Source organism: Aeromonas sp. 55A (assembly GCF_051919665.1).
Taxonomy (GTDB): domain Bacteria; phylum Pseudomonadota; class Gammaproteobacteria; order Enterobacterales; family Aeromonadaceae; genus Aeromonas; species Aeromonas veronii.
Map to the genome: position 1 here is coordinate 389,032 of NZ_JBQBEH010000008.1, position 20,478 is coordinate 409,509.

General features: G+C 60.2%; 17 protein-coding genes. 1 reads left to right on the forward strand and 16 read right to left on the reverse strand.

Annotated elements, in window-relative coordinates:
* Window positions 1-46: 46 nt before the first annotated feature.
* Entirely contained in the window at window positions 47-2,038 is a 1,992-nt protein-coding gene (gene tkt, locus ACTG2G_RS05595) for a transketolase (RefSeq protein ID WP_005338517.1), read from the reverse strand.
* Between the two features lie 349 nt (window positions 2,039-2,387).
* Between tkt and metK the strand changes: the two genes are divergently transcribed.
* Entirely contained in the window at window positions 2,388-3,539 is a 1,152-nt protein-coding gene (metK, locus tag ACTG2G_RS05600) for a methionine adenosyltransferase (RefSeq protein ID WP_005338519.1), read from the forward strand.
* Window positions 3,540-3,760: 221 nt separating this feature from the next.
* Here metK and ACTG2G_RS05605 read toward each other — a convergent pair whose 3' ends face one another.
* The 15 genes from ACTG2G_RS05605 to ACTG2G_RS05675 form a co-directional block, all read right to left on the reverse strand.
* A complete protein-coding gene (locus ACTG2G_RS05605; protein ID WP_058059897.1) occupies window positions 3,761-4,045 on the reverse strand; it encodes a DUF2845 domain-containing protein in 285 nt (94 codons plus the stop codon).
* 36 nt (window positions 4,046-4,081) lie between these two features.
* On the reverse strand, window positions 4,082-4,306 hold the full coding sequence (locus ACTG2G_RS05610; protein WP_215783570.1) for a hypothetical protein: 225 nt from the start codon (window positions 4,304-4,306) through the stop codon (window positions 4,082-4,084).
* Window positions 4,303-6,255, reverse strand: a complete 1,953-nt coding sequence (locus tag ACTG2G_RS05615) for a hypothetical protein (protein WP_439985256.1) — start codon at window positions 6,253-6,255, stop codon at window positions 4,303-4,305. Before ACTG2G_RS05615 ends, ACTG2G_RS05610 begins: the two co-directional genes overlap by 4 nt.
* Before the next feature lie 11 nt (window positions 6,256-6,266).
* Window positions 6,267-6,671 (reverse strand): hypothetical protein, encoded by a 405-nt coding sequence (locus ACTG2G_RS05620; protein WP_439985257.1) that lies wholly within the window; start codon window positions 6,669-6,671, stop codon window positions 6,267-6,269.
* A gap of 2 nt (window positions 6,672-6,673) precedes the next feature.
* Window positions 6,674-7,819 (reverse strand): hypothetical protein, encoded by a 1,146-nt coding sequence (locus ACTG2G_RS05625; protein ID WP_439985258.1) that lies wholly within the window; start codon window positions 7,817-7,819, stop codon window positions 6,674-6,676.
* A 3-nt stretch (window positions 7,820-7,822) separates the two neighbouring features.
* On the reverse strand, window positions 7,823-9,031 hold the full coding sequence (locus tag ACTG2G_RS05630; RefSeq protein WP_439985259.1) for a hypothetical protein: 1,209 nt from the start codon (window positions 9,029-9,031) through the stop codon (window positions 7,823-7,825).
* An 83-nt stretch (window positions 9,032-9,114) separates the two neighbouring features.
* Window positions 9,115-12,756, reverse strand: a complete 3,642-nt coding sequence (locus ACTG2G_RS05635) for a curculin (mannose-binding) lectin protein (protein WP_439985260.1) — start codon at window positions 12,754-12,756, stop codon at window positions 9,115-9,117.
* Window positions 12,753-13,121 carry a hypothetical protein gene (locus ACTG2G_RS05640; protein ID WP_439985261.1) on the reverse strand — a complete coding sequence of 123 codons (369 nt, stop codon included), beginning with the start codon at window positions 13,119-13,121 and terminating at the stop codon, window positions 12,753-12,755. Before ACTG2G_RS05640 ends, ACTG2G_RS05635 begins: the two co-directional genes overlap by 4 nt.
* Complete coding sequence (locus ACTG2G_RS05645) at window positions 13,118-15,979, reverse strand: tape measure protein (protein ID WP_439985262.1); 2,862 nt, start codon at window positions 15,977-15,979, stop codon at window positions 13,118-13,120. The genes ACTG2G_RS05640 and ACTG2G_RS05645 overlap by 4 nt, the downstream gene beginning before the upstream one ends.
* A gap of 144 nt (window positions 15,980-16,123) precedes the next feature.
* Window positions 16,124-16,873: a hypothetical protein gene (locus ACTG2G_RS05650; protein ID WP_127007631.1), complete on the reverse strand. Its 750-nt coding sequence runs from the start codon at window positions 16,871-16,873 to the stop codon at window positions 16,124-16,126.
* Window positions 16,873-17,319 carry a phage tail terminator protein gene (locus tag ACTG2G_RS05655; RefSeq protein WP_439985263.1) on the reverse strand — a complete coding sequence of 149 codons (447 nt, stop codon included), beginning with the start codon at window positions 17,317-17,319 and terminating at the stop codon, window positions 16,873-16,875. Before ACTG2G_RS05655 ends, ACTG2G_RS05650 begins: the two co-directional genes overlap by 1 nt.
* On the reverse strand, window positions 17,316-17,729 hold the full coding sequence (locus tag ACTG2G_RS05660; protein ID WP_016350132.1) for a gp436 family protein: 414 nt from the start codon (window positions 17,727-17,729) through the stop codon (window positions 17,316-17,318). The genes ACTG2G_RS05655 and ACTG2G_RS05660 overlap by 4 nt, the downstream gene beginning before the upstream one ends.
* Before the next feature lies 1 nt (window position 17,730).
* Entirely contained in the window at window positions 17,731-18,192 is a 462-nt protein-coding gene (locus tag ACTG2G_RS05665; RefSeq protein WP_227096314.1) for a Rho termination factor N-terminal domain-containing protein, read from the reverse strand.
* A 102-nt stretch (window positions 18,193-18,294) separates the two neighbouring features.
* Window positions 18,295-19,203, reverse strand: coding sequence for a Mu-like prophage major head subunit gpT family protein (locus ACTG2G_RS05670; RefSeq protein ID WP_227342528.1), 909 nt, complete (start codon window positions 19,201-19,203; stop codon window positions 18,295-18,297).
* Window positions 19,204-19,247: 44 nt separating this feature from the next.
* Window positions 19,248-20,396, reverse strand: coding sequence for a phage protease (locus tag ACTG2G_RS05675; protein WP_439985264.1), 1,149 nt, complete (start codon window positions 20,394-20,396; stop codon window positions 19,248-19,250).
* Window positions 20,397-20,478 lie beyond the last annotated feature (82 nt).

A 20,478-nucleotide genomic window follows, 5' to 3' on the forward strand; every position in this document is an offset into this window, starting at 1 on the left:
GTTTTATTTTCCAACTATTGGACCAGAGCAGCCCAATGGTCAGCGATTACAGGGATTCAGCGGTCGCAACCACGTTTTCCACGGTAAAGCCAAATTCCTTGAACAGCAGCTCGGCCGGAGCAGACTCACCAAAGGTGGTCATACCGATGATCTTGCCGCCGAAACCGACGTACTTGTACCAGTAGTCAGCGATGCCTGCTTCGATGGCCACACGCTTGGTGACGGAAGACGGCAGGACGGACTCTTTGTACTCGGCAGACTGGGCGTCGAACACGTCGGTAGACGGCAGAGAGACCACGCGCACGGCACGGCCCTTGGCAGTCAGCTGCTCATAGGCGGCAACGGCCAGTTCCACTTCGGAACCGGTGGCGATCAGGATCAGCTCCGGAGTACCGGCGCAATCCTTCAGCACGTAGCCACCCTTGGCGGTATCGGCCAGCTGCTGGGCGGTACGATCCATCTGGGCCAGGTTCTGACGAGAGAAGATCAGAGAGGTCGGGCCGTCAGTACGCTCGATGGCGTGTTTCCAGGCGATGGCGGATTCAACCTGGTCACACGGACGCCAGGTGCTCATGTTCGGAGTCAGACGCAGGGAGGCGATCTGCTCAACCGGCTGGTGAGTCGGGCCATCTTCACCCAGACCGATGGAGTCGTGGGTGTAAACGAAGATGGCGCGCTGCTTCATCAGGGCGGCCATGCGCAGGGCGTTGCGAGCGTACTCCATAAACATCAGGAAGGTTGCGCCGTAGGGGATGAAACCACCGTGCAGGGCGATACCGTTCATGATGGCGGACATGCCGAACTCGCGTACACCGTAGTGGATGTAGTTGCCGGAGGCATCGTCGTTGGTCAGGGACTTGGAGCCGGACCACATGGTCAGGTTGGACGGAGCCAGGTCGGCAGAGCCGCCCATGAACTCCGGCAGCAGCTTGCCGAAGGCTTCCAGAGAGTTCTGGGACGCTTTACGGGTCGCAATCTTGGCCGGGTTGGCTTGCAGGGTTTCGATGATCTTGGCGGATTCGGCAGCCCAGTTGGCCGGCAGTTCGCCAGCGGTGCGGCGCTTGAATTCGGCAGCCAGCGTCGGGTGAGCGGCTTCATAGGCAGCAAACTTGGCAGCCCAGTCGGCTTCCAGTGCAGCGCCCTTCTCCTGAGCGTTCCACTCGGCAGCGATATCGGCCGGGATAACGAACGGAGCGTGGTCCCACTTCAGGAAGGCACGAGCAGCGGCGATCTCGTCGTTGCCCAGCGGTGAGCCGTGGCAGTCGTGAGAACCGGATTTGTTCGGGGAGCCGTAACCGATGATGGTGCGGCAGCAGATCAGGGTCGGCTTGCCGGTCTCGGCCTTGGCGGCTTCGATGGCTGCATTGATGGCTTCCGGGCTGTGACCGTCAACAGCCGGGATTACGTGCCAGCCGTAGGCTTCGAAACGCTTGACGGTGTCGTCGGTGAACCAACCCTCTACGTGACCGTCGATGGAGATACCGTTGTCATCCCAGAACGCGATCAATTTGCCCAGTTGCAGGGTACCTGCCAGGGAGCACGCTTCGTGGGAGATACCTTCCATCAGGCAGCCGTCGCCCATAAAGGCGTAGGTGTAGTGGTCAACGATATCGTGGCCCGGCTGGTTGAACTGCTCAGCCATGGCTTTTTCGGCGATCGCCATACCAACGGCGTTGGTGATGCCCTGACCCAGCGGGCCAGTGGTGGTTTCCACGCCCGGTGCATAGCCGTACTCCGGGTGACCCGGGGTGCGAGAGTGCAGTTGGCGGAAGTTTTTCAGATCGTCGATGGAGAGGTCATAACCGGAGAGGTGCAGCAGGGAGTACAGCAGCATGGAGCCGTGGCCGTTGGAGAGAATGAAACGGTCGCGGTCGGCCCACTTGGGGTTGTTCGGGTTATGTCTGAGGTGGCTACGCCACAGCACTTCGGCGATATCCGCCATTCCCATGGGGGCGCCCGGGTGACCGGAGTTGGCTTTTTGAACGGCATCCATACTCAATGCACGAATGGCATTGGCAAGCTCTTTACGAGAAGGCATCTGAATCTCCTGCGATTGCTTCATTTGATGGCCAAGATTAAGGCGCGTTATTGTCCCAGCAGGGCGAGCGGCGTGCAAATATTATCTGGATGAATAAAGTGGCTTTGGGAGGACAATCGCTTTTCTTGCCCCCTATTGACCAAAGCAACCAGAGAAAAACGTTTGATTTCCATCCCTTTCGGGATAGGAGAGCACCGCTTGTGACCCATTGGACACTGCGCGACAAAATAGTGCTGGCAATCACGGGGGGCGCTAATTAAAATAGACGTCCAGATGTAGATACCTCTACACCATCCCATTCATCCGGTTATTGCCGTGGCGATAACCCAGACAAGCTGAGATTAAAATCATGGCAAAGCTGTTTACTTCCGAGTCGGTCTCCGAAGGCCATCCCGACAAGATTGCGGACCAGATCTCCGATGCGGTACTGGACGCCATCCTCAAGCAAGATACCAAGGCACGCGTTGCCTGTGAGACCCTGGTCAAGACCGGTATGGTCATGGTGGCCGGCGAAGTAACCACCTCTGCCTGGGTTGATATCGAAGAGATCGTGCGTGATACCGTACGTGAAATCGGCTACACCCACTCCGACATGGGCTTCGACGCTGACTCCTGCGCCGTGCTGAACGCCATCGGCAAGCAGTCCCCGGACATCAACCAGGGCGTTGACCGCAGCGATCCGCTGGAGCAGGGCGCTGGCGACCAGGGCCTGATGTTCGGCTACGCCACCAACGAAACCGACGTGCTGATGCCGGCCCCCATCACCTACTCTCACCTGCTGGTGAAGCGTCAGGCTGAAGTGCGCAAGAACGGCACCCTGCCGTGGCTGCGTCCGGATGCCAAGAGCCAGCTGACCTTCGCCTACGACGATGCAGGCAAGATCATAGGTGTCGATGCAGTTGTTCTGTCTACCCAGCACGCCGAATCCATCAGCCACAAGGATCTGGTTGAAGCGGTACGCGAAGAGATCATCAAGCCGGTACTGCCGGCCGAGTGGGTCAACAAGGACACCAAATACTTCATCAACCCGACCGGCCGTTTCGTTATCGGCGGCCCGATGGGTGACTGCGGTCTGACCGGTCGCAAGATCATCGTCGACACTTACGGCGGCATGGCTCGTCACGGTGGTGGCGCCTTCTCCGGCAAGGATCCGTCCAAGGTTGACCGCTCCGCTGCCTACGCCGCCCGCTACGTTGCCAAAAACATCGTTGCCGCCGGTCTGGCCGATCGCTGTGAAATCCAGATCTCCTACGCCATCGGCGTGGCCGAGCCGACCTCCATCAGCGTCGAAACCTTCGGTACTGCCAAGGTCGCCGAAGAACTGCTGGTCAAGCTGGTGCGCGAGCACTTCGAACTGCGCCCGTATGGCCTGATCGAAATGCTGGATCTGAAGCGCCCGATCTACCAGGCTACCGCTGCCTACGGTCACTTCGGTCGCGACGAGTTCCCGTGGGAGCAGACCGACAAGGCCGAACTGCTGCGTTCTGCCGCTGGCCTGTAAGGCTCGCTGTTGTGATAAAAGGGGAGCCTGGCTCCCCTTTTGCTTATCCGCTATCTTGTAGCCCGCCGCGAAAAATGAAAAATGTTTTCGCTAAAAACGAAAACCCGCCACAACGGTGGTTTTATCAAACTTGGTGAACCGGTTTCGCAGACTTTGATAAGATGTATCGAGGCGTTAAACGAAGGTATTTAAATGGCCACATCGCGTGGCCATTGTCTTTCTCAGCGGGTGAGGTCTTCTATCTTGACCACCTTGCCGTTGATGATGGTCACGGCCTGGGGGATAGCATTCGCCCCTTGCTGATACGTCCAGCGCTCCCCTATCTTAGGGGCATCCAGCAGGCGCTCGTCGATAATGTCCTCTTTCATTTGCGGCTGGCCGCAGCTCTTGAGCACATTGAACGATGAGTCGCCGTCACTGATTAAGGCGTTCTTGCAGCGCATGGCGCCTGCATTTGCTGTCAGGGGCAGCAAGGCGACCAAGCCGAGTAACATCCAGTGTTTCATTTGTCCTCCACTAAAAACTCACTTGAGCCCTCCACTCTACACCTCCAGCTCAAAGGTGGGTAGATCCGGCGCCTCTCCTGCCAGCTCCCCTCCCCTGTAAAACGCCTTCTTGCCGATGGCTACCCCGGTACCCCTTACTGTGACCGTTCCACCCGCCAACGCGGTAAGAGTGGTGGTCGTGGTACCTACTGCGGTCACGGTACCAACCAGCAAGGGATCAGCGCCCGGCACCAACTCAAGGAATCGCTTAAACAGGTTCATACAAATCGCTCCACACTGAGTTGCTGGCGCACCGTCATGGCCCTGTTCTGCAACGCAGCAGAGACCCTGACGCCCCGGTTGTAACCCTTCCAACCGTCCACGGCGAGCAGCGCACCTGGCAGGATCAAGCCGGTATCAGCTGACAACGGCAGTTCAATGGTCTGGGTACGTTTGGGCATGGTCTTGGCCAGCCCCACCACACCCTGGGCACGGGCTGCCGTCACATCACACACCAACGGGTGGGTGATGGTCGGCGCTTGTTGCTCGCCAGCCGTCCCCTGGCGCACCACCCGCGCACTGATGCCCTGATGGCCACCACTTACCCAGATCCCGTTGGCGGCATGACCCGGCTGGAAGTCACTGCCCAAGGTGGTAATGATGGCGCGGGGGATCGCCACATCGGCCACAGCAGTGTCAAGCTGCCATGGCACTGTGGGGTAACGCGGTTTGATGACCAGATGGCGGTTGCGCTGGTGTGGCAGCACAAAGCCACCGGCCGCCTCGGCCAGGTACCTAACCACCTCGATCGGGGTCTGGTTATCCAGGCTAAAGAATCCGGCAGGCACCAACCAGTCAGCCGCTTGCCAATCCAGCGTCCAACCCACCGGCAATACAGCAGCAGCCAGCTGGGCCATGGTCGCGGCAGCAGGCTCGCTTACCGCCTGCGCCAATACATGGGTCGGTGACAAGTAAGCAGTGCGAGAGCGTCCCGTCAGCGTTGCTGACTCACGGCCAAAGCTCTGGCTCGATTGCCAGCCATCACACACGCAGTCCCATTGCTGACCGTTGATATGAATGCTGACCTCTTCCTCATCGGTCAGCGCAGCCGCCGCGATACGGGGGATCTGGGCGCTGAACTGCCATGCCCAGGAGTCGGTATCGAGCTCGATACTTACCGCCGTGGCAGGGATATCGAGCCCATCGCGTACCCGCACGATCTTCGCTGTATTGCTCACCAGATAAACCCTCCTGGTTGGAATAACGATTGCTGCATCACTGCCGTGCCAAACAAACTCCAGCTCGGCCTCGCCCCGCTTGCGCCCGAACTCCAGGCGCAGGGTGCGCTTGTCTGGTCGCTCCGGGATGATCGGCGGCTTCGGATCCGGGCTGGTGCCTGGCCCCGGCTGCATCGCCTCCTCCCAGCCATCGCGCCACCCCTTCCAGAGCGGCAGGCCAAGGCGGGTGCGGCGGCCATAGAGCAGCAGGCCAACGGCATCGCCCTGGCTCCACTGGTCGGCCTGCCACACCTTGTCAAAGCGCGGCGGGTTGCGATAACCGCCGACCTGCCACATACCGGCTTTGTCCCCCTCGACCCAGAGGGCGCGATTGACGGCATGGCCGGGGGCAAGGTGCTCCACCTGCTGGCCATGATCGTGACCGGTGGCCAGCCCCTCCTGGTACTGACTGCGGGCCAGCTCATAGCGCTGGGGCATGATGGCGCTCTGCTCCACCTGCTCACTGTTGGCGGGTTCGGCCTCCTGCCAGCTGACGGCGCCAACGGTGCGGGTCAGCTCTGGCCGCTCCCAGGTACTATCTACCAGACTGCTGACCAGCCCAGCTCGCTCCCAGCGGCTTTCCTCGGTGGCGCTCGGGCCACGGAATACGTTGATATCGTACTCCCCAGCCAGCAACGGCACCGGCTGCTGATTGCTGGCCGCCATACCGCACTCAATGACGAATGCGCCCACCATGGCGCAATCTGGGGCGGTGGTACTGGCGAGACTCCCCTCCAGCACCACGGCACCGCCCAGCGCGGCTATGGGGCGGTCTAGCTGGCTGGCCCAGCTGGCTGGCAGGGTCAGCAGGTCGGGGGAGACGGCCAGGCGCGGCGGCATGGAGGCGCCAACCAAGATCGCCTCATAGCGCACCACCTCGGCCTGGTTCAGCTCCAGCTGGCCGGTGGTACTGCGGGCCTTGCGTAGTTCTAAGCTCGCATCCTTTCTGGCCATATAGCCCCCGGTTACGGTTCGGTGATGGTGGCGTTATTGATGCGGATCAGCGCACCGGCAAAAAACTCGCTCGCCGGTATCTCCAGATCGGCGCCGCTGCCTGGCACACCCACATCGAGATCCGCCACAAAGGCGCCATCCCGGTCAGTAATGCGCCCCCAGGTGGGGGCGCCGCTGGCGGTGGCCATCTGCTCGGCCAGGGGTTTCATGGTCAGCACCCCGCCGCTGACCGTCTTGGCACAGGGGTGGGTGAACTTGAGCACCACCAGAGCCAGCTGGTCGGTAATGGCCGCCCCCGGCGCCGGTCTGGTGCCGGTGTAGATGGTCAGGGTAGCGCTGGTGCCGCTGCCGGTGTCGATGGCCGTTGCCAGCAACTGGGCGCGGCTGGTGCGCAGCGTGTCCACATAGGTGAGCATGGCTATTTCCTCTTGAGCGGGGCCAGCATGGGGAAGGGCGCAGGGGCCACCCCCCCGCCAGGCGGGTAGGGTTTCGGTGCCTGGTAGTCGGCGGCCACGGCGTTATAGTCGGCGGGGCCAAAGGCGGGATCGTCCTGGGCGACCAGCATATAACGCTTGTTCAGCCACAGCAGATCGAACCGATAGACCCCATCCGATGCGCGGCTGTAGGTCTCGCCAACCAGTTCGCCATCCTGGGTAAAACAGAGCACCCGGCGCCGCACCCCTACCCCGTTGATGGTTACCGTGCTTTCAATAAACCCCTGCTCCACGTTGCGCACCCCATCACGCCACCAATAGTAATCCCTTCCCTTGCAGAGCGGGGTATGGGTCTGTTGCTGGAGATTAAGCGGCCCGGCACACATCGGCGGGGTGCCGCGCCAGGCTACATCTTGCGGCTGAAATTGGCTGCGGGGCTCCTGGTTTGCTGGTATTGCATTTATCTGATGTGGCTTAAAAGTCGTTTCGCTGAAAACCTCTATAAAGTCAGCAATGTGGTCAAATAAGATGATTTCACTAAAAAATCCTTTTATTAGTGAATCGTTGGTGTATATCCTCCCTAGCATTTTCCCTTTTGTATATGTGTTGGTTGTTGGGGTGGCTGCATTGATATCCGCTGTTCTAGTAAAGCCAGCAGGGCATTCTATCAACTTCAATCCTGACTTTATGGCTGCATAGCATTTTATTGGCTCACCAATTTTTACAATGCCACCTAGCGCATAATCATTACTATTAACTTTCCATGCAGCATAAATACGCCCATAAGTTGCCACGCTTGTTTCTAATGGCATCGACAATAGAATAGCGCTATCCCCTACTGGGGTCGTGCTGCCATTGTTGATGCCAAATATTGTCCCCCAACCTTGATTTGCCTCCAGCATCCCTTTGAAGGCAATCGTAACCCCCTTTGATGGTTGAATGGTTAGTGAGCCAGCAAGATTGATTGATGGGCCAGATCCTACCCTCACCCCACTCACCCCCCCCTCAATAGTAATAGCAGGCGGGGGGCCATCCCAGGTGGCGACTAACCCGCTGGCTCCCGACATTTCATCGAACACCAGACCATTAACTGGGGCGATATCAAATCGCCAATGAGCGATCTTCGCCATACGTTATCTCCACGGCCCAGTGATATCGAACCCCATCAGTGAGCGAGGATCAGACTGGTATACGTTCGCCTGATAAAGTCCACGGATAAACCTCAACTTTTTCCCCGGCAATGCTGGCAAGTCACTAAAGTTTTTACGGTGCCAAGCTGTGATGTCACCGTATGGAACTATAAGCCCAGGCATATAACCGCGCAGGTGGTTGCCGGTCTCTAGCACCATGCAGGGGTCGGTGGAGAAATAGAATCCATTATCCGAGCCATTAGGGAGCGACAAACCAGACCCAAATCGCCCAAACAGACCTTTTAACCACCAGGATGTTGCACCGAACAGTTGGTGATAGGGGCGAGCTATCGCTCGCTGGCCTGAATTGTCGAAGGTGGTTAGTGGTGTACCCCAGTTATTAGGGGACATATTTTCCCTATTGGCCCACGACACGTTTTGATCAGCGGGGTTGGTACTGGCATAGTGGCAGATTACCGCATGATAACGGTCACCTGGTCTTATTGAGCGTAAATAGCCAGCACAATAGACGGTTTGAAAGTTGTAGTGACCAATAGATGGCAACCAATAAAACAGCTGCTGATCACCTATAAGATCCCAGATCTTGGCGGTGTATCTCTGGGTGGCTGGCCAACGGTGTTCGTAGATAGTGGTATAGGTGTTGATATCCACCACATCCTCTACCATGGCGATTTTAGCCAGATAATGCGTTGAGCCGACATAAGTTCCAGTCCACCCGGTAAACGCCGTGTTATCAATGCGAAAACTGACATTCCCCGACTCGCTGACGTTGGTGGGGCGCACAATAAACACCTTACCATCACCACTTTCATGGGTAATCGTCCAGCCCAGCGGTGCCACCTTCATCGTCATAGCCGCGCCGGAACCCGCAGCGCCAGGGTTGCCACCATCAATCTCGAACCACACCTGGGTACTGCTTACCTGCATCACCCGATGCTCGCCGTTGTAGGCGGCAGGCGATACCCCATCGACCTGGATCACTGAATCTTGCTGATAGGCATGGCCGCCGCTAAAGGTGGCCACCGCCCACCCCTTGTCGGCATCAAACGACAGGGCGTTAATCGTCAGGGTGCCAAAGCCGGTGACCAGCACCGCCTTGAGCAGCGCTGCCAGGGCGCCATCTGCGGTATCGCCCAGACTCGGGGCGCCTTGCATTTCGCTTGCAAACCATTTGACCTTGTATTCAGCCATGTTGCCGTTCTCCATTGCGGGGCGCAGCTCTACAAAAGAGTGCCCCACGAAAAATAAAGGGCGGGGCACGGTGCCCCACCCGGTTAGCGGTTAACGTTGCCGCGCAGTTGCAGCTCAAAGCGGTCGCTCTCGCTGGCCGCAACCGATTGCAGCACGGTACGAATAGCCCAGATCGGGAAGTTGGCCGCCTTGGTGTTGAAGCGCAGCACGTTGCCACTCGCCCAACCAGACCCCCAACCACGCTTGTCCAGCCGAAAATAGGGCTGGCCGTTGTTGGGGTTGATTGGGGCAAAGTCGGTATTCACATCCCCCACCGCGATCTGGCCCACATGCACCCCGACCAGCACAAAGCTGGTACTGGTCTGGAAGATGATGGCCCAGCGCTCCTCCAGGGTGGCGCGGTTGGTTACCACGATGGGGAAGTCGGTGTCGTTGTACTGCGCCGTGCTCTGGTCGCCGTCTACAAAGTCCTGCCATTTGTTCGTCCAGGTGCGCTGGTCAAACAGGTTGGTATAACGCGCCCACAAGTCGCCCATGATCAGCGCTGACGACACCAGGGTATCGGCGGCGTCATAGGCGTGAGACAGGGGGCGGGCCAGCACCAGGCGGCCAGAGATCTCCACATCGGTGACCAGGCTCATATCCTCGATCCGGTGAACCACCGCCAGCGGCTCCACATAGCCGGTCAGGTTCAACGGGGTGGCTAAGGTGACCACGCCGCTATCCAGATTGGCGCTGTAGAGCGCAGGATCGAGCCGCTTGCCGTTCTTATCCTCCACATGGCAGTACGCCAGCCGCTGGCGACCGGTATTGAACTGCTGGCCAGCCGTCACCCCCATCGGGTAGGCACCGCGCTTGGTGCTATGCACCACCACGATGTTGCCCTTGCGGATAAACGGCACCCGGCCATCAGACGGCAGCCGCACCGGATCCAGCCCGATAATATCGGCGTCCAACGGGAGGTAAGAGAACACCACGCAGTTGAAACGAATGGAGTCGGCTACCACGCTGTTCGGGCGCCAGATCTTCTTGGTGATAGCCCCATTGCTGCCTACCTCATCGATCACCATGTCCGGGTCATACCAGGGCTCATTTTCATGGCCAGCAGCCAGGATCAAGCGGCCAAAGCGCACGGTGACGATGCCGGTCTGGTAGTTCACCTTGCCATCCATGTCGGTGGTGGTGAAAAAGCCGTCCCCGTCTGCCGTGGCCTCGATACGGCGCCCGCTCGCGGTGTTGGCGCTGATGTAGAGGCTGCCCGGTGCCAAGGGGGCGCCAGGGGTGCGGAACGTCACCGCATCCACCGACTGGGCACTGAATGAGGTGGCCAGACTCTGGAGCGATGGCTGGGCCGGTTGCCCGGCTGCCCAGTCGGCCAGCACCGCCAACCCGTTGGAATAGTCGATGGTGCCTGCCTGGATGCCTGCCCCCGTCTCGGGATCCGGGTCGCGGTAGAGCAGCCCTTGCCGGTCAACGTAGGTAGAGCCCCCCAGGGTGAAGCGCATCGACCCCTCCAGAATTGCCTCGGCAAAGCCTGGGGTAACGTCTATGCGTAGCGCCTGGGCGGTCAGGGTGGCATTCTGGGCCTCGGCGCTGTTGTTGTTGCGGTAGGTCACATCCACCCACCCCTGCTCGCCGTCTGGGAACGTATAGGCGGTGTTGTGGTACTCGATACCGGTCATCGTCCAGCGCTGCACCGCGATCTGGTTGTTGCCTTCCCAGCGGGTGCCCACGGTCACCCAGGCATATTTCGGCTTGGGCAATGGGCTGGAGCCATCCGGCATAAAGTGCAGGGTGCCCGCCGCATAGTCGATGGCACCCAGCACCACGCCGCTGGCATCGATCAGCTTGCCCAGCCCGTCATCGCGCAGAGTGATGATGGGATCGCGGGTCTGGATCACCAGCTGCTGATCGTCCACATCGAACTTGTGATAGAGGGCGTTGAACTTGACCCGCACAGATCCCGGCGTGAGGTTGTGGGCGCCGCCGCCGTCCTTGCCGTCCAGGGTGATGGACAAGTGCCCCTGCACCCCCGGCCCCGTCAGACGGTTTGGCTCGATATGGTGCTCGGTCACCGGCTCACCGTACTGGTACTGGGCGGCGTACTCCTGACCCAGTGCGGGCAGGGTGACGTGCTCCAGATCGATGATCCCCTCGGCATAGTTGATGATGCCGGTGATATCGCCGCTTATCTTGCCGTCCCCCGCCACATCGGTGGCCCGCTTGCCGCTGCCCCATGTCAGGATCACGCTCTTGGGGGTGATCCCCTTGTGGGGGAGCTGCCAGGCGCTTTTGCCGATGCTGATGGCCTGCCCGCTGCGGTTGGTGTAGTTCACCGGGGTGGCCCAGCTGAACATGATGGAGGTATCCACATCCGGCAGGGCGCCCAGGGTCAGCATCACCGACCCGGTAGCCAGGTTGATGGTGCCAGAGCCATAAGAGCGGTCAGCGCCAAGCAGTTCCCCGCGCCCGTTGTCTTTCAGGTCATACCATTTTCCTTGCGCCATAAAGCTCACGGTAGTGGTGCCAGGCGCCGGGGTCGGATGCAGGGTGATGGTGTAGGCATAGCCCCGGTTGTTGGCCTTGACCTCGATCCGCGCCGTGTCAGCGATACGGGCAGGGCGGGCCGCTGGCCAGAAAGAGACGGTCTTGCTCTGGGTGCCGTAGTTCGGGCACTGGGCATTGAACTCCAGCTGGCCACGGCCATAGTCGATGGAACCGACTACCGACCCGGCAACAACCAGCTCGCCCCCCTTATCGGTGATGGTGGCCGCGCCGATGGTGATGGTCACCGTGCCAGGCTTGGCTCCGCTGCCCAGGAACAGGCCACGGCTCGGGGCGATCACCGCTGCGGTGTTGATGCTCACCAGCCCACGGCCAGAATCCACCAGGCTGGCCAGCTCACCGGCAGCGGTCAGATCCACCGCTGGGGTTTCGCTGCGGGCCGCTGGCACCAGCTGGGTAAAGATGGTCTTGGCCCGTACCTGCATCGACCCAAAGGCGGCATCTTCCACCATCCGGGTAGATGCAAAGTAATTGGCCGCATCCGCCACCACGGTTTCGCGCAGGGCGGTCTTGGGGTTGGTCACCACATCATAGGGGGTCGGCTGCTCCCCCTCGAAGGTGAAGCGCAGCGGATCCGCCAGGGTGCAAGTAACCACGTTGCGGGTGAACTCGGGTACACCAGGGATCTGGAACTTGGTCAGCTTCTGGGTTACATCCAGCACCCGCACATACTGCTCGAACTCCCCGGCCTTGTTCTCGTTGCCGACCATCACCAGGGTTTCGCCCACCTCTGGCAATCGCGCCTCAACCCGCTGGAAGAAGCGGATCGCCCGCTGCCCTTCCAGTTGGGTATCGTAGAGAAAACCCTGCCACTTTGGGCCACGCGCCAGATAGCGCTCCACCACATCGCGGGCATTGTTGCGGGTGTCGTGGTGGTCTTTGGTGGTCATCAGGGCAAGGCCAACGTTCGGATCGTAGGGCGGCAGCAGCACGGCGGCATTCGCACCATAGTAGGTGTCGGTGTCGTCCGTCTGCACCGCCAGAAATACCTTGCGCAGGTTCACCACCCCATAGGCCCGATCCAGATCGCTGATATCGGGAAACATGCTGTTATGTTCGCCGCTGACGATCTCCTTGCCGGTGATGCGCCCGCCACCATCCTCGGTGTCCGTCATCCGCTGGCTGGCCATCAGCTTGATATCGCCAGATAGAATGGTCATGGGGTTACCTCAGTCAGATTCAGGGTCAAGGCATAGGGGTCTCCCCCTTCCGGGTCGGCCATCTCGATCAGTGGCGTGGCCACCACGCCAGGGCGGCGCCACATCACGGTGCGGGCTACGCCATCAAGCAGGGTCAACGTCATCAGCTGAGCCACCTGCGCCTCCAGCACCTTGAGCTCCTGCACCTTGGCACGGGAGCAATGCCCGATCAGGGTCAGCGGCCGCCCCTCTGGCTTGGCGGTCTCCTCCACCAACAGGGCGCCGCTCAGGGTCGGGGTCACCACCTGCTCAACCGGCGCCCACTCGAACTCGTCGCACCAGACCAGATCATCTGGTAGCAGCACGCTGTTTAAGGTCACGTTCATTGCCGCAGTCCTTGCTGTTTAAGAATGTTGATAAAGGCGTTGGCATTGGCCTCATCGGCCTGCAGTTCGGCCGAGCCTCCCACCCCTTTGAGCTCGATGGTGATCCGCTCAGGCAAGGGTCTGCGCGCCCCTGGGTAGTTGGGGCCGGGGGCTGGCTGCTCTACAGTTGTGACTGGTGGCTGGGTGGCGGCCTGGTTGGTTTTGGCACTCTCTTTGGCAAGAGCCTTGTCGAGCTCCTTCTTAAGGCGGGCCCGCATGGCCTCCATCTCCTTTTGGAACTTCTCGCCGTAATACTTGCTCCACTCGCTGTAGGCCGGAATGTCCTTGACCTTCTGGCTGTAGCGGGCCAGCTCATCCTCAACACCAGCCAAGGTATTGGCCAGCCCCTCGGCATTGCCGCGCAGGCCATTGAGATCCACGGTTTTGTAGTAGAAAGACCCCGCCCCTACTGTGCGAGTCACCTCGCCACGGCCAGTGCTGGAAAGCGCCGAAGAGCTGCCACCGGCACTGGCGACAGCGGCGCCAGTGGCATCAGCCTGAGCTTTCACATCAGCCAGCCCAGCCTTCATGGTGGCCGTAGCACTCGATGCGTCTTTGGCCGCTTTGGTAAAGCCATCACCAATTGCGGCAACTGATTTCTTGGTTTCGCCGCTACTGCCAGTTAGTTTGTTCAACGCGCCAGCCATGGCACCAAGGGAGCGGGTGAGGCTGTCACCAGTGAGTTTGCCTTGCGCCTGCATCTCCTCCATTTTGCGGGTTACTGCATCAATCTCGGCGCGGTTTTTGGCCTGATTGAAGCCCACCATCAAGGCATCCTCACATGCCTGTGAGCTGGCACCGGTGTACTGCACCAGCACATCCAGCGCATCCAGGGTCTTTTGAAAACCGGCTCCGATACGGCCATTGGCTTGCTCGAAGTCGAGGCCAAGCGCCTTAAACGCCTCGGCCAGCTTGGCTGGGCCATCTGCCGCAGTCTTCTGGGCAGCGGCATTAAGCTCATCCATATAGTCACGGGTCTGCTTGGCCTGCTCCCCCGTATCCTTGATGGCCGCCGCGCCGAGCTGGTAGCTCCCGGTTGCTTCGTCGTAATGCACCTTGCCATCTGCGATCGCCTTATCCATGTCTTCCACACTGGTAATGGCAATACCCAGTTGTGCAGAGAGGGCGGCCAATTGGCCATTGAGCTGGGCTTGGGTCTGCGACCGCAGAGCCTGAGACTCTCGAAGTGCTAGCTCAGCCTGGATCCACTCCTTGAGGGCGGTGGCCATACGAATGATCTGACTGATCGATTCGACCGTCATGGCGGCCAGCAACCCCTTGACGGCCAAGCCTAGGGCCCTAACACCTATCGAGGCCGCTGCCGCTGCAGTTCCAGCAGTGGTCATGCCGCCTGCCGCTGTCGCTGTCGCCACTGGCATGGCGATAAACTGGGCATAAAGACCGCGCAGCTCGCCGATCCAGCTGGCAATTTTTAATCCCCACCAAGCCTGGGCCAACACGGTCAGCGCAGTGCGCCACTCATAGAGGGTCTGGATCAGCGACTTGAGGGTTTCCCCCATGGAGATAAAGCCATCGGATAGGCGCTGCGCCCACTCCTGCAGGCGACCATCATTGGCCATCCGAGCGAACTCTGCGTTTAAGTTGGCCAGCTGGTTTTTGAGCCAGGCCAGCGCACCGCTCTCGGCTACCATCCGGTAGAACGTTTCTAGGTTGTCCTGGGCATTGGAAATCAGCCCGGAGAGCAGACTCATGTTGTCGGCAGCCGCGCCGCGCGATTGGGTGGCAATCTCATTCATCAGGGCAGAGATGGTCTCGCGGCCCAGCTTGCCTGCCTCAGAGAGCTTCTGCAGCTCGGCAGTATTGCGTCCGGTGACCTTCTCCAACATGTCCCAAACAGGAACACCCCGCTCCATCAACTGCAGGATCTCCTCACCCTGCAGCTTCTGTTTGGCCCAGGCTTGGCCGAGCGCCAGGGAGATGCCCTGCACCTCTTCAAAACCGCCGCCCAATTTGAACGCCTGATCGACAATGCCCTGCATCGAACCATTCATTGGGTCGATGCCGAACGCCTTGAGCCGCACGAATACCTGAGTTACCTGATCGAGCTGCAGGGGGGTGTTCTTGGCAAAGTCCTTGATCCAAGCTGACGCCTCTTTGCCACCGGCAATCGACCCCATCACCGCCTTGAGCTGCACATCGAGGCGCTCGGCCTGATCGCCGCTTTTGAACATGGCAATCAACTGGGTCGTCAAGGTCTGGATACCAAACCAGGTACCGGCCATGGCCACCAGGCGGCCGGTCAGACTGCCGATGGCCCCTTGAAAACCACCGGCATGCTGCCCACCCTGGCTAAGCTCGCGCCCCAGCCGCTCGGTCTGGGCGACACTCTTGGTCAGCTCACGCTGCAGGCGCTGCTGTTCCTGGGCAAGGTTCTTGGTATCGAGCCCGGACTGCTTGAGCCCTGCGTGCAGGCGGGTATGACTGGCGGACTGAGCGACCAGCTGGCGCTCCAGTTGCTTGACCTCGGAAGCCAGCAACCGCTCTTGTTCGGCCAGCGCCTTGGCATCACCGGCGCCTGCTTGCTGCTCACGGCGCAACTGCTCCAGCTTGTCACGGCTGAGCACTGTCGCCAGTTCGAGCTGGGTCAGGGCGGCTTTGGAGTCATTGAACTGCTGGATCAGCGCCTGCTGGCTGCTTAGCGATTCGAGGGTTTCAGCCAGCCGTGTCGTCTCAGCGGCCGTCTCGTCCGAGATAGGGCCCAGCTCCTGCACCTCACCCGCCAACGCGGCCAGGTCTTCCCGGCCGGTGACTTTAGCCGCCAGCTCCAGGGCAAGTTTGAGGGTGGTGTTGGTGCTCATCAGATTTCCTGCGCTCATAAGGCTACTGGGCCGATTGCCATATGGTGCAGGATGGGCAGGGAGGGGCGGGTTTATGGCGGATTAGTCATAAGCAAAGGCCCCGAGAGATCGGGGCCTTTGCGTCGGTTGAACAACAAGCAGGGGTTAAACGGTGACCGGTCGATCCACATAGAAGGGGGCGGTCTCGCCATCCACGGCCAGCAACTCCCCCTCCAGCTCGATCTCGATGGGCTTATCGCTCATAAAGTCCACCGCCTTCTTGGGGGACAAGCTGGCACGGGGCACCGTCAGTTTGATGGCCTCGCCGCTGACGATACTGCGGCCATCGAGCAGCAGCCGCGCCTTGATCTCCGGCTGGATGTTGCCCGCGATGCGGGTACCGGTCACCGCGTTATAGGTACCGCTGACCGTCAGGCTACCGCCATCCGCTACCGAGCCCCCCTTAATCGCCCGTACCAGCCCGAGCGCATAGTTGACCTCGATATCGGTACCCACCACCAGCGCGGTGACCCCTTCCTTGATGGCCAGGCCAGTCGAGGCAATATTGCTCTTGCCCAGCTGGGCCCACTTCGGCCAAGCGGGCAGCACGACCGGCAGATCTGTCAGCGTCCCAGCCCCCTGATTGATGGGGCTCTCCAGACCCATAAAGGCAGCGGCCAGCAGCACGGGCGGGATCTCGGTGGTCTTGATGGTGACCATGGCAGGCTTGGGAATGTGGTAGTTCTCCCGCGCCTGACCGTATTGCCCCTTGCGCTTACTGGGAATGGAGATCTTCTGGCTGTCGGGTTTCACTTCCAGGCTATCCACATCGATGGGGCCAATCACCCCGGCCGAGACCCCGTTGGTAAAGGTCTCGATAAAGAGATCCCCTTCCAGGTGCAGTGTTTCGCTCATCATCGCTCTCCTTTGAATTTCACTCGGGTAGTAAAGGCAAGCGGCAAATAAGCCGCACCGCCGCTGTAACTGGGTTTGACCGGTGGGGTTTCGCGGCGAAAGGTACTGTCACCACATGCTCGCCCACTGACGGCCTGCAGGATGCGGGCAAGCCACACTCCGGCACTGACCTCCTTGGGGCTGGCACGATGCACCAGCACCAGCAACCAGAGCTGATCAAAGCTGCTGGCCCGGCCTGACTGGGTGCCTTCGCTCTCACGTTCGCCCTGATAGACCACATGCACCGCCGGGCTGTGCTGGCCCAGATTGGCGATGGCCGCCACATCGGTGGCCACAAACACCTCCTTGAGCCCTTTCGTTTTCAGTGGGGCCAGCAGCTCACGCAGCCGCTCGCCCGCCTGCAGGTAGTCGAGTTCGGTACCCGACTGGTTGGTGGGCTGGCTCATAGAAAGCCCCCCTTATCCCGCCCGAACACCCGACCATCTGACTGCAGTTGAGCCAGATTCTGGCTCTCCAGGGTGGCGCCATCGGATGCCAACCCCAGCGCCAGCTCCCCCTTGCCAACCGATTTCAGAAAGGCCAGGGCCGCCTCATTACGCTTGGCTATCTGCTCCGGGGCCTGTTCACCATAGAGACGGTGACGGGCGATATCGGCGCAGATAGGTACCAGGGCACTCGGGATATGGGCCAGCGGCAAGGGATAGCGACCCGCCAGATAGCCATCGATCAAGGCGCCTGCATCCTGCAGGGCGATGGTGATGGCCGCCTGATCCAGCTCACCGGTCGGTGTCATGGCCAGGCGCAGCAACTCAGCCTCGCCAAAGCGGATCACCATGTCATTGACGCTGGCATACATATCACTGCTCTCCGTTCTGGCCGGATGACTGCTCATCCTTGACCGGGTATTGCACTTCGGTCGCGGCGATCGCTGTCACCAGTTCGGCCTTCTTGAGCTTGGCCGCCTCCGGGATACCCATCTGCAGCGCCAGCTCGCGCAGCTCATCGACCTTCATCTCGGCCAGCGGCGTGACCTTGCCAGCCAAGGTGGCAACCCCTGCCAGATAGCCCGAACCAGTCAGGACGCCCAGTGTTGCGTCCAGATCCCCAGGCGCCGATGGTGCATCACCTGCCTGAAGGCTGGCGTCTTCAGCCAACCGGACGACCACCAGACGCGGGTCGTTCTCCAGGGTCGCGCACTGCTCAGGCGACACAACCATCTCAGACTTGCCCGGTACAATCGGCAGGCCCGCGCGAAAATAGACCTGACGAACTGTTGACGTAATCCCCACTCGAATAGCCAGTTCCATCTCTTGTTCCATCTCATGTTTTCCTCGTCGTATCTGATAGAGAGGCTGTTTAAACCGGGGGTAAACAGTGCCTGGCAGCTGTTTAACCCCGCTTTAAACAGGCATAACGCAGGGTTAGAGGTAGTCAGCCACCACCAGCTCCAACTTGCCTTTCAGCTCGTTGCTGCTGCTGCTCGACAGCTCTCGCTCCAACATCTGGGTCGCCAGCTTCTCAAGGGAGGGGGGTACCACCAACATGGTGGCCTTCACCCCAAGCTTGCGGCCGCCATCAGCCTGAAACTCCCGCATCTTGGAGAAGGAATCCCACAGGTTGTCGGGGGTCAACGCCCGCTTGTTGGCAAAGGCCAGTTGCCAGAAGCCAAAGCCTGCGGCATCACGGCAATCGACCCCGTAACGAAACTCCTTGCGGGTGAATACCGCTTCGTCATCGATCTTGGTCATGGCAATCAGCTGCGGTGACTTGCGATCCTGGAAGATGACCGGCTTGAGGGCACGGCTGGTATCGAGCAGGAACCAGGGCTCCCCCTGATAACCGGCATCCACCACCACGTTGGCAGTCATCACAGGGGTACCGGTGCCATCGGCCTTGGGATAGACCGGGTGATCGGTGTCGAAGAAATACTGGCCGTCATAGCAAGGCGTGGTGAAGCCAGCACCGAGCAGACCGAAACAGAGCTCATCGGGGTGAATGCCAGCCGAACGGCCCATCTCGGCAAACATCGGCGCGTAGATACCCAGCTCGTCATCTTCGATATCGTTGCGATCGACGCCGACGGTGGCCTCGAAGTCTTCGTTGACGATCTGGTAACCGTGCGCCTTCATCGACTCGATCACCCGATCACCGACCCACTTACGCAGATTGGGGAACTTGCCCAACCAGCCATAGGTGTTGGACTTGGTAGTCGATTTGATCACGGTGGCGATCTTGGTGTACTGGGCAGGCGCTTCACTCTTGGCGTCTTCAAAGTTCTTCTTGAAGCCGGTGAAGAGGGACTGCAACAGCGCGGGTGTAATCATGGCCATACGGGTGTTCCTTCTCTGGATAAATGGCGTGGTAGGGTCTGCGCTTAAGCCTGCTTGGCCTTGGCAAACTCCTCGTGGCTGATACCGAGCTGGTCGGCGGCATACTTGTCATCCGCCGAGAGCACCGCATCCCCCTTCTTCTCGGGCAGGGTCACCTGAGTGGTCTGGCTGGCGGACAGTGCGGCAATCGCCGGACGGGGATCCAGCAACGCCTTAAGGGCAGCTACCCCTTTCTGGGCGGCATAGGCGGTCAAATACTCTTCTTCGGCGGCCACCACCTTGCCCTGGGTACGGGCTTCCTTGATCAGGGTTGCGGCATCCGTGGTTTCCACCTTGGCGCTTAAACTCGCTACCTGGGCAACCAGGGCGTTATAGGTCGCCACCGGCACGAATTGCGCCAGGTCAACTTGGCCACCCGGCTGCGCTTTGAGCGCGGCCAGCGATGCCTTCTCGGCAGTGAGTGCCGCCTCCAGCTCCGGCGCTTTCTTGGCGCTGGCCTGCAGGCTATCGAGCTCGGTGAGCGCCTTCTGCAGTTGCTCATCAGTGGGATCGCCGGTCAGCTCGATGCCGAGCTTGGCCAACAGCTTTTTCAGCAGTTCATTCATGGATGTCTCCTTGGAGGGGTTGGCCAGCTGGCCAGGTTGGGAAGCGGGTAGCGCACTGAGCGCCGCCAGAGCCTGCATACCCACCACACCGGGATCATTGGTGATGGCGGCCATTCGCAGTTCTAGCGGGCGGCCCTGGGCGTCATAGGGAAAGACGGCAGAAAGGAATCGGTACTCTTTGGCAGCCACCATGGCAGCGGCACGATCCGTCCAGCGCGGTTTGATAAAGAGGCCCAGCCCCTCACGCCATTCGATCTCGTCACCGTTGAACCAACCGGCAGCCGGAGCCTCCTTGCCAGTCTTTTCGATATGGAGGGTCTGGTGGTCGTAGTCGATCAGGATGTCTTGCCCGAGCGCTTTGGCTCGATTGATCAGGGTGGTGGCGATGCTCTTGTCGAGCTGCCAGTGACCACCAGGAACATCAAAGGGGCGGCCATCGCGGGCCTTGAACGGGCCGACCGGTAGCAACTGGTGCCAACCGTCGTCGCTCGGGCCAAGGGCTGCATCGAGCACGGCCAACCCCAGGGCGGTTGGTCTTGCATTCAAGATGGCCACGGCAATGGCGGAACTGGCGGCAGATAGGGGCATCACTCTCACTCCGGCTGGTCACAGCAAACCTCATTGCGGCCAGTGTCATCGAACTGAGAATTGGGTGGGGTTTATGGTGGGT

Bases quoted from the DNA above. Each gene is read 5' to 3' on its own strand.
- tkt (WP_005338517.1), bottom strand. From the start codon at position 2,038: ATGCCTTCTCGTAAAGAGCTTGCCAATGCCATTCGTGCATTGAGTATG.
- metK (WP_005338519.1), top strand. From the start codon at position 2,388: ATGGCAAAGCTGTTTACTTCCGAGTCGGTCTCCGAAGGCCATCCCGAC.
- ACTG2G_RS05605 (WP_058059897.1), bottom strand. From the start codon at position 4,045: ATGAAACACTGGATGTTACTCGGCTTGGTCGCCTTGCTGCCCCTGACA.
- ACTG2G_RS05610 (WP_215783570.1), bottom strand. From the start codon at position 4,306: ATGAACCTGTTTAAGCGATTCCTTGAGTTGGTGCCGGGCGCTGATCCC.
- ACTG2G_RS05615 (WP_439985256.1), bottom strand. From the start codon at position 6,255: ATGGCCAGAAAGGATGCGAGCTTAGAACTACGCAAGGCCCGCAGTACC.
- ACTG2G_RS05620 (WP_439985257.1), bottom strand. From the start codon at position 6,671: ATGCTCACCTATGTGGACACGCTGCGCACCAGCCGCGCCCAGTTGCTG.
- ACTG2G_RS05625 (WP_439985258.1), bottom strand. From the start codon at position 7,819: ATGGCGAAGATCGCTCATTGGCGATTTGATATCGCCCCAGTTAATGGT.
- ACTG2G_RS05630 (WP_439985259.1), bottom strand. From the start codon at position 9,031: ATGGCTGAATACAAGGTCAAATGGTTTGCAAGCGAAATGCAAGGCGCC.
- ACTG2G_RS05635 (WP_439985260.1), bottom strand. From the start codon at position 12,756: ATGACCATTCTATCTGGCGATATCAAGCTGATGGCCAGCCAGCGGATG.
- ACTG2G_RS05640 (WP_439985261.1), bottom strand. From the start codon at position 13,121: ATGAACGTGACCTTAAACAGCGTGCTGCTACCAGATGATCTGGTCTGG.
- ACTG2G_RS05645 (WP_439985262.1), bottom strand. From the start codon at position 15,979: ATGAGCACCAACACCACCCTCAAACTTGCCCTGGAGCTGGCGGCTAAA.
- ACTG2G_RS05650 (WP_127007631.1), bottom strand. From the start codon at position 16,873: ATGAGCGAAACACTGCACCTGGAAGGGGATCTCTTTATCGAGACCTTT.
- ACTG2G_RS05655 (WP_439985263.1), bottom strand. From the start codon at position 17,319: ATGAGCCAGCCCACCAACCAGTCGGGTACCGAACTCGACTACCTGCAG.
- ACTG2G_RS05660 (WP_016350132.1), bottom strand. From the start codon at position 17,729: ATGTATGCCAGCGTCAATGACATGGTGATCCGCTTTGGCGAGGCTGAG.
- ACTG2G_RS05665 (WP_227096314.1), bottom strand. From the start codon at position 18,192: ATGGAACAAGAGATGGAACTGGCTATTCGAGTGGGGATTACGTCAACA.
- ACTG2G_RS05670 (WP_227342528.1), bottom strand. From the start codon at position 19,203: ATGGCCATGATTACACCCGCGCTGTTGCAGTCCCTCTTCACCGGCTTC.
- ACTG2G_RS05675 (WP_439985264.1), bottom strand. From the start codon at position 20,396: ATGCCCCTATCTGCCGCCAGTTCCGCCATTGCCGTGGCCATCTTGAAT.